Consider the following 13,742-nt stretch of genomic DNA (forward strand, 5'->3'; position numbering starts at 1 on the left):
CTATTATTTCGGTAAAAGTTCAGGAACCACAGTTCGAGGGACAAACCAAAACTAAATTAGGAAACAGAGAAGTAGTTTCTCCGGTTTCTCAGGCTGTTGCCGAAATGTTAGAGAATTATCTGGAAGAAAATCCAAATGATGCCCGAATCATTGTCCAAAAAGTTATTCTTGCGGCTCAGGCACGTCATGCAGCTAAGAAAGCTCGTGAAATGGTTCAGCGCAAAACCGTTCTTGGCGGTGGCGGTTTACCGGGAAAATTATCTGATTGTTCAGAGCAGGATCCAGCGAAATGTGAAGTATATCTTGTCGAGGGAGATTCGGCTGGTGGAACAGCTAAGCAAGGTCGTGATAGAAACTTCCAGGCGATTTTGCCATTGAGAGGTAAGATTCTGAATGTAGAAAAAGCGATGCACCACAAGGTTTTTGAAAACGAAGAGATTCGAAATATATTCACCGCACTTGGAGTTACGATAGGAACCGAAGAAGATTCTAAAGCACTTAACTTAGAAAAACTACGTTACCATAAAGTAATTATCATGTGTGATGCCGATGTTGATGGTAGCCACATTTCTACCTTAATATTAACATTCTTCTTCCGTTTTATGAAGGAACTGATTGAAGGCGGACACATTTATATTGCAGCGCCACCTTTATATTTAGTGAAGAAAGGAAACAAGAAAGAATACGCCTGGAACGATGACCAACGCGATATTGCCAACGCAAAGATGGGAGGAAGCGCGGCAATTCAACGTTATAAAGGTCTTGGAGAGATGAACGCCGAACAATTATGGGAAACTACCATGGATCCGAGTTACAGAACCTTGCGTCGGGTTACTATTGATAGTTTAGCGGAAGCTGACAGAGTTTTCTCTATGTTGATGGGAGATGAAGTTCCGCCACGTAGAGAGTTTATCGAGAAGAATGCAGTTTATGCTAAAATAGATGCGTAATTTGCACAATGCCTTAGCCCTGATTATTTGATATTAAGAGGAGAATGTCCAGTGGACATTCGGAATTTAGATTTCAAGATTTCAAATAGAGTGGATTAGAAAATAATTGCCCTAGCCCCGATTGCAGTGGAAATCCTTTTTGTTTTGTCACCCTGAGCGCAGTCGAAGGGCTTTTAACAAAACAAAAAGATTGCAACGGAAAGCGGGATTAGCTTCAAAAAAAGAAACAACAACAAAATAAAATAAAATGAAAGTTACGATTGTAGGAGCAGGGAACGTTGGCGCGACATGCGCGGATGCTATTGCATACAGAAGAATTGCCAGCGAAATTGTGTTGGTTGATATCAGAGAAGGTTTTGCTGAAGGTAAAGCGTTGGATATTATGCAGACGCAAACCACTTTAGGTTTCAACACCAAAGTTTCAGGAAGCACCAATGATTACAGCAAAACAGCAGAGAGTGATGTAGTAGTAATTACGTCAGGAATTCCGAGAAAACCTGGAATGACAAGGGAAGAATTGATTGGCATTAATGCCGGAATTGTAAAATCGGTTGCGGAAAGTTTATTGCAGCATTCTCCTAAAGCGGTTTTTGTGATTGTTTCTAATCCTATGGATACCATGACCTATCTGACTTTCAAATCGTTGGGTTTACCAAAAAACAGAATCATCGGAATGGGAGGAACGCTTGATAGTTCCCGTTTCAAAACCTATTTATCATTGGCTTTGGATAAACCGGCAAACGATATCCAGGGAATGGTAATTGGCGGTCACGGAGATACAACTATGATTCCGTTGACAAGACTGGCTTCTTATAACGGAGTTCCGGTTTCTGAATTTTTATCGGCAGCTGAATTAGAAAAAGTTTCTGCTGACACCATGGTTGGCGGTGCTACATTAACTGCGTTGCTTGGAACTTCTGCTTGGTATGCACCTGGTGCATCGGTTGCTTTTTTGGTAGACAGCATTTTGAATGACCAAAAGAAACTAATTCCGTGCTCTGTTTACCTAGAAGGCGAATATGGCCAAAGCGATATTTGCATTGGTGTGCCATGTATCATTGGTAAAAACGGCGTTGAAAAGATAGTCGACATCACTTTAAACGAGGATGAAAAGGCAAAATTTGCTAAAAGCGCAGATGCGGTTAGAGCGATGAATGGTGATTTGAAATCGATATTGGGATAAAGTAATTTGTACTTAATAGTATTAAAAAAGATTGTGCTGAAAAGTACAATCTTTTTTGTTTTTAAAATCCTTCGCAAGGCCCGTCTTTATTGACTTAAAAAAGTATAAGCAACAAGTGTTCAATTGTTGCTTAACAATTTAAACAGTTTATACGCAACAAATAAATCGTTTAAATATGAGGAAAATATTTAAATAAAAAAGCCTTTCTATTGAAAGGCTTTTTTGGATATTTTATGGCTATTAAAATCTTCTTATAGGCCAAGCCTGATAATATGATGATTTTGATACTAAAAGCTGTGTTCCGGCACCGGTTCCAATAATGGTAAGTGCAAAGGCGTCGATGTCTGATGACTGAGAAGAACTTAACAATATAGAAGCGCCTCCGAAATCAGTAAGGTTAATGATTTTCATTTTATATAATTCTTTTAACTCATTTATGGATGGGATGAACCAACTACCATTTGGCTGTCCATTATAAGTCTTGTCTAAAGCAACAGCACAGGCAATATTATTATAATTACAAACATTTTTGATTAAATGGGAATTTTCTAAACCTGTACCGATTTCATTGGATATACCCGGAATAAAATTAGTATTACAACTATACTTGAAAGAATAACTTGTACTGGTACTGGTATAAAGTAAATTAGAAGAATATGCCTCTAAATACCTCCACCCATTGGTAGTTTCTCCTTTGTCGTAAAAAACATAGCCACCAGAACCGCCAATATATCCTGCAGTTTTAAAAGATTGTTGATTGCCGTAATAGTATTGACCGCCCATTATTGCATAGCTTCTTAGGTAATAGGTGTTATTTGGAAATACATCAGAATAATTTTCAATATTAAAATTGAAGGTTCCTGCTCCGTTAGAGGCAATTTGAAATGATTCAACTCCAGCATCACCTACATTAGGATTTTGGCCAATGCCATAAACAACTCCTCTTTCGGTGTTGGTGCTTAAATCGCTTCCTACGGTAATATCAACATTAAAGCCGTTGGCAGAAATTCCCTTAACAATACCCGTTGACAAACTTAGAGGCACACTAATGGAAACTTCATTACCATATTTTACTTCATTTGTAGAAGGATCCTGAATATAGGCCTTCATGTAGTAAGTCGAGCCTAATTCAGACACAACAATAGAGCTGGCAAAATCTGTATTAGATAACGACGTGCTGATTACTGTATTGCTTAAAATAGTTGGTCCCGGACTTGTACTGTAACAAACCCCGGAATAGTATGTGTTAATATTTTTAGAAGCATGACCTCCGGAAGTAATATTGACACCGCCCACCAATTGAGGTGTAGTAGTGGTCAATGTAATTTCGCTGATGCTTGGCGTTCCACCACCATCGCTGCTACATCCCAAAAAGAAAGTCATCCCTATGAGCACGCTGATTTTAAGTAATTTTTTCATTCTTATGGTTTTATGTTCGTGAACAAATATATAATTTTTATAGATATATGCTTTTTATATTTTTTTAAAGATTACGAAATTCCTTATTAAAGCAAAATATCGATGATGTTTTTTTAGCTATTTTTTTGATATTAATTGATAAAATATTGGTTAATCACACTTAGAATTATATATTTGCACGTTTCAAAAAAAGCTGAAACCTTCTAAATACAAAGGATTGCAATCTAAGCCCTTGTATTTCAGGTGTGTTTTGCTTTTTAACCAAAATAATAAACCAAAGAATTAATTAATTTTTAGTAATAATGCAAAATAAAGGACTCGTTAAATTTTTCGCAATACTATTTGCATTGGTAAGTATCTATTCGCTTTCGTTCACATTTGTGGCCAATAAAGTAAAAGACGATGCCAAAAACTTCGCAGGAGGAAATCCGGCAAAAGAAATTAAATATCTTGACTCCATCGGGAAAGAAAAAGTCTTCCTTGATTTTTTTACCTACAATGAAGTAAAAGACAAACAAATCAATAAAGGTCTTGACCTTGAAGGAGGAATTAATGTGATTCTTCAGATATATGTAAAAGATGTTTTGAAGCAATTATCAAATAATTCTAAAAACCCTGTTTTCAACAAAGCATTGGAAGATGCAAAATTGAATCAAAAAGGAAACCAGTCTTATCTTGATGCGTTTTTCGAAGCATTTGATGCCAATAAAGGAACTACGAAACTAGCTTCACCTGATATTTTTGCAAACAGAAATCTACAGGGACAAATTAGTTTTGATATGACCGATGACCAAGTGAAAAAAGTCCTGGTTAAAAAAATTGACGAGTCAGTTGAATCTGCTTTTGGCGTATTAAGAAGCCGTATCGATAAATTTGGTGTGACTCAGCCAAACATCGTTAAACTTGGACAAACAGGACGAATCCTTATTGAATTACCAGGTGCAAAAGATGTTGACCGTATCAAAAAATTAGTTTCAAGCAAAGCGGAATTAGAGTTTTGGGAAACATACAAAGCAGAAGAGTTAGGTGCTTTCTTGGAAGCTGCAAACACAGCCTTGAAAGCTACCGTTATAGCTGACGAAAAAGTAGCTGTTGCTAAACCAGCAGATACGCTGACCAAATTATTGACTGATAAAGACAAGGATTCAACTGCAACTGCAGGGAAAAAAGGCCCTCTTGGAGATAAAATCATCAGTGGCGGTGGTGGACCAGTTTTATTTGTTTCTTCTCCAAAAGATACAGCGGCAATCAATGGTTATTTTAAAAGACCTGAAATCCGTAATTTATTACCAGCAGACAAACGTTACGCAAAGTTTGCCTGGGGAAAACCAGACGTAAAAGTTGACGAGAAAACCAAAAAAGAAACTGAAACAGTTGAATTATATGCTTTAAAAGGCAACAGAGATAATGCCGCTCCAATGAGTGGTGGTGTTATTGTGGATGCAAGAGATACCTTTGACCAAATGGGGAAACCTGCGGTTTCTATGCAAATGAATGGTGCCGGAGCAAAAATTTGGGAAGAATTAACAGGAAGGGCTTTTACTCAAAAAGGATATATTGCTATTGCTTTAGATAATGTGGTTTATTCAGCTCCAACGGTTTCTACAGGTGCAATTTCAGGAGGAAGATCTGAAATTACAGGAAGCTTTGAAGTTGCTGAAACTAAAGATTTAGCTAATGTTTTAAGAGCCGGTAAATTACCTGCTACTGCCGAAATCATTCAATCAGAAGTGGTTGGGCCATCTTTGGGAGAAATCGCAATCCACGCAGGTTTAATTTCCTCTATCGTTGGATTTTTTATGGTCTGTTTATGGATGGTGTTCTATTATGGAAGAGCGGGTTGGTATGCTAACGCGGCTTTGATATTAAACTTACTTTTCTTATTTGGTGTTATGGCAAGCTTTGGTTTTGTATTAACATTACCTGGAATTGCAGGTATCGTTTTAACATTGGGAACTGCAGTTGATGCGAACATCATTATATACGAAAGGGCAAAAGAAGAACTCCGCGAAGGAAAAACGTTGGGCGATGCCGTTGTTACTTCATACGGTTGGAAAGGTGCCATGCGTTCCATCATTGATGCTAACGTAACACACGTTTTGACCGGAACAATCTTATACGTTTTCGGAACAGGATTGGTTCAGGGATTTGCCTTAACGCTTTTAATTGGTATTATAACTTCGTTATTTACTTCAATCTTTATCGCAAGAATATTTATCGACAGAGATATTGCTAATAATAAAAAGTTAACATTCACAACCAACATCACTAAAAATTGGTTTACAGGTTTCCATTATGACTTTGTCGGAATTAAAAAATGGACGTACTTGTTCTCATCTACAGTTGTAGTTGCGAGTTTGATTTCTATTTTCTTTATTAACGGATTGGATCAGGGTGTTGATTTTGTTGGAGGAAGAACCTTCCAGGTGAAATTTGAAAAACCGGTTGAGCCAACTAAAGTTTCTGAAGAATTATCAGCAGCGTTTGGAACTACAGTTGAAGCCAAAGTTTTTGGTGACGATGACCAGTTGAAAATTACAACCAAATACAAAATCAAAGAAGAAGGTGTTGAGGTTGATAAAGAAGTAAATGAGAAGTTATTTGCTGCTTTGAAAAAGTATTACAGCGCTAATCAAACCTATGAGAAATTCATCAATTCATATGATGGAAAAACTGTCGGAGTATTGCAGTCTTCTAAAGTAGGTGCCGCAATTTCTGCGGATATTAAAACAAACTCTTTCTGGGCAGTTTTAGGAGCTATGTTAGTAGTTGGTTTGTACCTTGTGATTTCATTCCGTAAATGGCAGTATTCACTTGGCGCTTTAGCAGCTGTTTTCCATGATGTAATTTTTGTATTGGGTATTTACTCTTTATTGTACAAATACATGCCTTTCCACATGGAAATGGACCAGCACTTTATTGCAGCTATCCTAACCGTTATCGGATACTCTATGAACGATACCGTAATTGTATTTGACAGAATCAGAGAGTTCCTTGCCGGAGACAGAAAAGGACACTTTAAGGATGTGGTAAACGCGTCTATTAATACTACGCTTTCACGAACGTTGAATACGTCGTTAACGATGATTATGGTATTGTTAATCATGTTCATTTTTGGTGGCGATTCCATCAGAGGATTTATCTTCGCGATGTTGGTTGGTATTATCGTTGGAACCTATTCTTCGTTATTTATTGCAACACCGGTATTGGTTGACACTATGGGTAAAGGCGATATTGAAGACATCGAAAAAAGACACGGTAACTAAGTTACTTCGTTATAAAATAAAAAGGGTTGCCGGTTTGGCAGCCCTTTTTTTGTTTTAGTACTACTTATTTAGTTTAGAGTACTACTTATTTAGTTTAGAGTACTACTTATTTAGTTTAGAGTACTGGTTATTTAGTTTAGAGTACTACTTATTTAGTTTAGAGTACTGGTTATTTAATTTGGAGTACTAATTTACTTAAATCAACAAAAAGCCAAACTAATCAGTTTGGCTTTTTTGTTTTAATAATATTCTTTAACACGGCTTTATCAGGATAATTAAGGACTTCTAAAGTAATATCTTTGTTTTTGGAGGTTTTCCCATAAATGATATATAATTTTCCGCCTTCTTCCTTTATATTGCTTTTGTCAAAATCAACATCGCCATGGGTTAAAACGTTTTTGATATCAGTAGTATCAACCCAGTCTTCTGAGAGCCTTCGGGAAGCTTCAGTATCATATATAAATGGTTTGTTTCTTATATCGTTTAAAACTCTTGCATTAGGGAAATAATTGCAGCGTATATCTCTTCCACTGAAGATCATTGATACAGCAAAGCAGCCCATAACCAAACCGACTAAAAAATAGGCAAAACGTTGGTAAAACTTCATATTGATTAATTTTTTACTTCGTACAGTTCGACCTAAAGGTCTCGAGTGGCAAAAGTAATCAAATGTTTGAGTAACACTAAACTTATTTGAGTAGAATGTCTTTTTATGGATTTCCGCCTACGCGGAAAAGACAAGTAGTTCTGAGTATTATTGAATATACACCGTCATTTCTGCGAAGGCGGAAATTAAAAAACTATCAAATTAATATCATTGTCCGGAAGATTGAACCAATCACCAATGGCTTTATTTGTCAAAATGCCATGATACAGATAGACACCGTTTTTTAAACCTTTATTGCAGCGAATAGCACTTTCCAATCCACCATCTTCTGCAATCTGCAATAGGTAAGGCGTAATGATGTTACTTATGGAAAGCGACGCGGTTTTAGAATAACGCGAAGGAATATTCGGCACGCAATAATGAATGACGTTGTTTTTAATGAACGTTGGGTTTTCGTGTGTGGTGATTTCCGAAGTTTCAAAACAGCCTCCGGTATCAATACTAATATCAACAATCACCGCACCTTTTTTCATGTGTTCTACCATGGTTTCGGTTACTACAACAGGGCAACGCTCTTTACCTCGCAGCGCTCCAATGGCTACATCGCATCGGCGTAAGGCTTTCAAAAGGGATTTCGGTTGTATGGTTGAGGTAAATATTCTTTGATTCAAGTTGTTCTGGAGTCGGCGTAGTTTGGTGATGGAGTTGTCAAAAACTTTTACGTTAGCTCCTAAACCTAAAGCTGTTTTCGCAGCAAATTCTCCCGCTGTTCCGGCACCAAGAATCACAACATCTGTAGGAGGAACGCCGGTAATATTCCCGAGCAATAAACCTTTTCCGAATTCGTTATTAATCATCAGTTCGGCGGCAATTAAGACCGAAGCGGTTCCTGCAATTTCGCTCAGCGATTTTACTGCGGGATAGGAACCATCTTCATCCTTGATGTATTCAAAAGCAAGTGCGGTAATTTTTTTTGTAGATAAGGCTTCGAAGTATTCCTTTTTTCTGGTTTTCAACTGAATGGCGGAAATCACAATAGCGTTCATGTTTACCAATCCAATTTCTGCCATGGTCAGAGGTTCCACCTTTAAAATCATTGGGCAGCTCAGCACTTTTTTGTTGTCATTGGTAATCGTCGCACCGGCATCACTAAATTCCTTATCGGTGTAGCTGGCGCTCAATCCGGCACCCGATTCAATCATGACTTTGTGGCCATGAGAAGTAAGTGAGTTAACAGCATCAGGCGTTAAACAAATACGTCTTTCCTGATAAGAAGTTTCTTTTGGAATTCCGATAAAGAGTTCGCTTTTATGACGGTATACTTCTAATTTTTCCTCTTGAGGTAAAAGCTGCTGCTTAGTGAAAGGTGTAATTGACATACTGCACAATTGTAATTTTGCTCCAAATTACAAAATTTTATTCAATTATGTCAATCTTAGATTTCTTTTGCCGTCAACACATTCCGTCAGATGGATGGTAGAATACGCATCGGGAAGTAAATTAGGAATTTTTTCAGCCCATTCAATAAAACACCAGTTTCCCGAATATAAATAGTCGTCAATTCCCATATCTAACGCTTCGATTTCCGATTTCAATCGGTACATATCAAAGTGGTATACCTTTTGGTTATCGTCGGCTTCATATTCATTTACAATAGAGAATGTAGGGCTGCTGGTAGCATCATTAACACCGAGTTCTTTTGCCAAAGCCTTAATTAAAGTTGTTTTTCCAACACCCATTGCACCATGAAAAAGAATGACTTTATTGGGTTTCTCGGCAAGGATTTTTTTGGAAACTTGTTTTATCTCTTCGAGTGAAAATATGATTTCCATTGCTATTTTGGGTTGAAAACTAGAAAAGGAACAATCATCTCTTCCAACGAAATTCCACCGTGCTGATAGGAATTCCGGTAGTAACTCACATAGTGATTGTAGTTGTTGACATATGCCAAAAACAAATCGTTCTTCGCAAAAATATAAGAACTGCTCATGTTTATGGTTGGCAGGCCAATTCGCTTTGGATCCTTAACGGCATAAACATCTTTGTCTTCATAAGTAAGGCTTCTTCCGGTTTTGTAGCGTAAATTCAAACTGGTGTTTTTATCGCCAATAACCTTGGAAGGATTTTTTACGTTAATCGTTCCGTGATCGGTAGTAATTATAAGTTTGAAACCTAATTTTTGGGCTTGTTGAATAATTTCCAACAGCGGAGAATTCTTGAACCAACTCAAGGTTAATGAGCGATAGGCTTTATCATCGGAAGCTAATTCCTTTACAACATCCATTTCGGTTTTGGCATGCGAGAGCATATCCACAAAGTTGTAAACGACGGTAACCAGGTTATTATCCTTTAATCCTTTGAAGTTTTCGGCTAATTTTTTTCCGTTGGCCAAATTGGTAATCTTAAAATATTCCTGTTTGATATTTAGTCCCAATCGTTTCAAATGCGCCGTTAAAAACTCGGCTTCATATAAATTTTTCCCGCCATCTTCCACATCATTTTTCCAGTATTGTGGAAACTGTTTTTCCATTTCTATTGGTAACAATCCGGAGAAGATTGCATTTCGGGCATATTGTGTGGCTGTTGGTAAAATGGCATAATAGGGAACTTCCTTTTCAAGTTTGTAATGATTGCTCACTACACTTTCTATCGCTTTCCATTGGTCATACCGAAGATTATCAATGACAACAAAAAGTACGGGTTTATCTTTTTTGACCAATTCAGGGACTACTAATTCTCTGAAAAGTGTATGCGATTGAACAGGTTTATCCGCTTTTGGCTCAAACCAGTCTTCATAATTGCGCTCTATGAATTTGCTAAACTGGGCATTGGCTTCCACTTTTTGACTTTCCAGGATTTCAACCATGCTCTGGTCGTTGATGTCTTCTAATTCCAATTCCCAGAAAATAAGTTTTTTATAGAGTTCAACCCAATCTTCATAGCTGTTTACCATGGACATCTCCATAGAAATTTTGCGAAACTCCTTTTGGTAATCCAACGTTGTTTTTTCAGAAATCAATCTTGAATTATCCAAGTTTTTCTTTAGGCTCAACAATATCTGATTTGGATTTACAGGCTTTATAAGATAGTCCGCAATCTTGGAACCGATGGCTTCCTCCATGATATATTCTTCCTCACTTTTGGTAATCATAATCATTGGAGTTGCTGACTTTTTTTCTTTCATTTCCGAAAGCGTTTCCAAACCACTCATTCCGGGCATATTCTCATCCAGGAAAACAATGTCAAAGTTACCATCTTCAAAAGCATCAACAGCATCTCTGCCATTGTTGAAAGTAGTGACCTTATAGTTTTTCTTTTCTAAAAATAAAATATGCGGTTTAAGTAAATCAATTTCATCATCAACCCACAAAATTTTGATAGCATCCATATTTGTCATATTGTTTAGTGCAAAGTACTTATTATAAAACGCAGTATTATTAAAATTATTATAAAAAAATAAAAATATGTTTTGACGCAATAATTTTAACTATCAAAAGAATGTTAAAGTGTATTTGACGTTTTGAAGATTAATTACATTTGGTGTCATTCTTCAACTTAATTATTAATTTAAATCGATTCAAAATGAGAAAAGTAATCTTATCAATGGCTGTTGTAGCGTTTTTGTTTTCAGTGAATGTAAATGCTCAGGAAAAGAAAGTAGCGAAAGCCAAAACGGAAAAATCTTGTTCAGCTGCAGAAAAAAAATCGTGCAGTAAAGATAAAATGGCCTGTTGTGCTTCAAAAAAAGCAGCAGAAAAAAAATAGTTTTATCTAAATTAGTTTAAAAGTGTCCTGTTTTCGGGACATTTTTTTTGTTTTAATTACATTGAATTTTAACATAAACCTATACATTTGGTAACTTTTTAATTTTCAATGACTATCAAAACAATAAACTTATGCAACTAAGAAATAAACTATCCATCAGCATGCTTTCGGCTCTGTTCGCGATAAGCTGCGGCCAAAAGGAAACCCAATACGAAGATCCAATACTTACTCATCGGGACACAACTGTAAATCCGGGTGACGATTTTTTTCATTATGCCAATGGCGATTGGTTTAATAAAAATCCTATTCCAAGTTCGGAAAGCAGCAACGGTATTTTTAGGACAATAGGAGATACCATAAATGCCCAAATCAAGAATATTTGTGAAAAATCCGCCGGAAATAAAGCTGCTGCAAAAGGAAGCAATGAGCAAAAAATAGGCGATTTCTATGCTTCAGGTATTGATACATTATCCATTGAAAAAGCTGGATTGAAACCATTAGCTGCTACCTTTTCAAAAATAGAATCTATTACTGATATTCAAACATTAATGAATACCATTGGTTATCTTCATACCATTGGAGCTGGTCCGGCGTTTTCTTTTGGTGTTGGACAAGATGATAAAATAAGTTCTAAAAATGCTTTGTTCTTTAGTCAGGGCGGATTGGGATTAGGCAACAGGGATTACTATTTTAATACTGATGCTGAAACGGTAAAAATCCGAACAGAGTATCTAAAGCATTTAGAAGCGATGTTCCAATTAATCGGAGATGATGCTACTACAGCAAAAAATGCTGCTACTACAATTATGAAGTTGGAAACAGATTTGGCTAAAAACAGCCGAAAACTTGAAGCACTTCGTGACCCGATAAAGAATTACAATAAGATGACTTTGGCGGAGTTTAAATCTTCGACACCATCTATTGCATGGGAAAATATTCTGCCACAGTTAGGGATTAAAAAAGCCGATACAGTCATCGTAGGCCAACCTGAATTTTACAAAGGATTGGATAAAATTGTAAAAGGATATAGTATCGCAGACTGGAAGACTTATTTGAAATGGGATGTTATAAACAATTATGCTTCTTTTTTGAATAATGCAATTGAAAAACAAAACTTTTATTTTTATTCAACTGTAATGAGTGGTGTAAAAGAGCAAAAACCAAGATGGAAAAGAATTGTGGAGCAAACCGACGGTTCTTTGGGAGAATTGATAGGTCAGGTTTATATTAAAGATTATCTGCCGAAAGGCTCTAAAGAAAAGTTGTTGGAAATTGGAAATAACATTCGTGACGTGTATGCTGAACATATCAAAAAATTGGATTGGATGAGCGAAGAAACCAAGAAAAAAGCACTTTTTAAATTGAGTAAAATTGTTATGAAAGTAGGTTATCCTGATAAATGGAAGGATATGAGCAGCATAACTATTAATAGAAATACCTATTGTGAAAATGTTATGTCCGCGAATAAATGGGAATATGACTATATGATTAAAAAGTATGGAAATCCTGTTGACAGAACTGAATGGGGAATGTATCCGCAAACCTATAATGCGTATTATAATCCAAGCAACAACGAAATATGTGTTCCTGCCTGCAATATCTTGGTTCCGGGATTTGAAGGAAGAATGCCTGATGATGCCATTTTGTATGGGATAATTGGTGGCTCTACATTTGGGCATGAAATCACACACGGATTTGATGATCAGGGAAGCCAGTATGATGATAAAGGAAATCTTAAAGACTGGTGGACAGCGGAAGATAAAGCAAAATTTACCCAGAAAACGAAAGCAATAGTTGCCCAATTCAATAAGTTCGAACCTATCAAAGGAAAGTTTATTAATGGTGATGCTACTCAGGGAGAAAACATCGCCGATTTAGGTGGCGTTGTTATGGGATATGAAGCTTTCAAAAAGACATCGCAATACAAGAATAAAGAAAAAATAAGCAATTTTACTCCAGACCAACGATACTTTTTAGCCTATGCCTATGCCTGGATGGTACATGCCAAAGACGAATCAATATCAAGACAGATTATGTCGGACGTTCATTCTCCGGCGCAATTCAGAATTAACGGTCCATTGATGAATGTTCCCGAATTTTACAAAGCATTCAACATAAAGCCGGGAAGCAAAATGTATTTGCCAGAGAAAGAAAGAGTCGTAATTTGGTAACATAACCAAAAAAAATCCCTATTCAATCGATAGGGATTTTTTTTGGATTAGAATTAAAATTTTCATTTTTAAAGGAATATTTTTATGTAAGATAAATTGTTTAGTATTTATAAAAATTACGTATTTCATCGAATATATATGCTCTTTAATGAGTTGGTTCATTAATCCTTATACATTTGGGAATAGAATTTTTATACCGAATAGCTATTGGTATTTAAAATTTTATTCCCCACCTAAAAGATTAAACTAACCCGTTGGGTGTAATTATTTAAAGTAAAAATAAATTGATTAAATATTGGTCAAGATACTGAAATTCAGTATCTTGAAGTCGCAAAACAAACCAATATTCATGTCAAATATAGTTAAAAATTATTTAAGAGT

At 36.3% G+C, this 13,742-nt stretch carries 10 protein-coding genes; 5 read left to right on the top strand and 5 right to left on the bottom strand.

The features are described 5' to 3' along the window. Both Q0Q99_RS05500 and mdh read left to right on the top strand, forming a co-directional pair. The coding region (locus Q0Q99_RS05500; RefSeq protein ID WP_293892631.1) for a toprim domain-containing protein at positions 1–950 on the top strand (950 nt) is incomplete at its 5' end. Positions 951–1,197: 247 nt separating this feature from the next. Then, positions 1,198–2,133, top strand: coding sequence for a malate dehydrogenase (mdh, locus tag Q0Q99_RS05505; protein ID WP_293892634.1), 936 nt, complete (start codon positions 1,198–1,200; stop codon positions 2,131–2,133). A 240-nt stretch (positions 2,134–2,373) separates the two neighbouring features. On the opposite strand, the gene Q0Q99_RS05510 is transcribed toward mdh, so the two are convergent. Then, complete coding sequence (locus Q0Q99_RS05510) at positions 2,374–3,552, bottom strand: hypothetical protein (protein ID WP_293892637.1); 1,179 nt, start codon at positions 3,550–3,552, stop codon at positions 2,374–2,376. Between the two features lie 302 nt (positions 3,553–3,854). Here Q0Q99_RS05510 and secDF point away from each other — a divergent pair, with 302 nt between their 5' ends. Beyond that, positions 3,855–6,818: a protein translocase subunit SecDF gene (secDF, locus tag Q0Q99_RS05515; RefSeq protein WP_293892640.1), complete on the top strand. Its 2,964-nt coding sequence runs from the start codon at positions 3,855–3,857 to the stop codon at positions 6,816–6,818. 220 nt (positions 6,819–7,038) lie between these two features. Here the strand turns inward: secDF and Q0Q99_RS05520 are convergent, their stop codons facing one another. The 4 genes from Q0Q99_RS05520 to Q0Q99_RS05535 form a co-directional block, all read right to left on the bottom strand. After that, positions 7,039–7,425, bottom strand: a complete 387-nt coding sequence (locus tag Q0Q99_RS05520; protein WP_293892643.1) for a DUF4258 domain-containing protein — start codon at positions 7,423–7,425, stop codon at positions 7,039–7,041. A 185-nt stretch (positions 7,426–7,610) separates the two neighbouring features. Then, on the bottom strand, positions 7,611–8,804 hold the full coding sequence (locus tag Q0Q99_RS05525; RefSeq protein WP_293892646.1) for an alanine dehydrogenase: 1,194 nt from the start codon (positions 8,802–8,804) through the stop codon (positions 7,611–7,613). Positions 8,805–8,849: 45 nt separating this feature from the next. Further along, on the bottom strand, positions 8,850–9,257 hold the full coding sequence (gene tsaE / locus Q0Q99_RS05530) for a tRNA (adenosine(37)-N6)-threonylcarbamoyltransferase complex ATPase subunit type 1 TsaE (RefSeq protein ID WP_293892649.1): 408 nt from the start codon (positions 9,255–9,257) through the stop codon (positions 8,850–8,852). A 2-nt stretch (positions 9,258–9,259) separates the two neighbouring features. Beyond that, the gene (locus tag Q0Q99_RS05535; protein ID WP_293892652.1) at positions 9,260–10,813 is read right to left on the bottom strand and encodes a bifunctional response regulator/alkaline phosphatase family protein; all 1,554 of its coding nucleotides are present in this window, start codon (positions 10,811–10,813) and stop codon (positions 9,260–9,262) included. Between the two features lie 194 nt (positions 10,814–11,007). Here Q0Q99_RS05535 and Q0Q99_RS05540 point away from each other — a divergent pair, with 194 nt between their 5' ends. Both Q0Q99_RS05540 and Q0Q99_RS05545 read left to right on the top strand, forming a co-directional pair. After that, positions 11,008–11,190 (top strand): hypothetical protein, encoded by a 183-nt coding sequence (locus Q0Q99_RS05540; protein WP_293892655.1) that lies wholly within the window; start codon positions 11,008–11,010, stop codon positions 11,188–11,190. A gap of 131 nt (positions 11,191–11,321) precedes the next feature. After that, the gene (locus Q0Q99_RS05545) at positions 11,322–13,361 is read left to right on the top strand and encodes a M13 family metallopeptidase (RefSeq protein ID WP_293892658.1); all 2,040 of its coding nucleotides are present in this window, start codon (positions 11,322–11,324) and stop codon (positions 13,359–13,361) included. Positions 13,362–13,742: the final 381 nt, after the last annotated feature.

Origin of the sequence: Flavobacterium sp., from assembly GCF_025352425.1 — a bacterium.
Lineage (GTDB): Bacteria > Bacteroidota > Bacteroidia > Flavobacteriales > Flavobacteriaceae > Flavobacterium.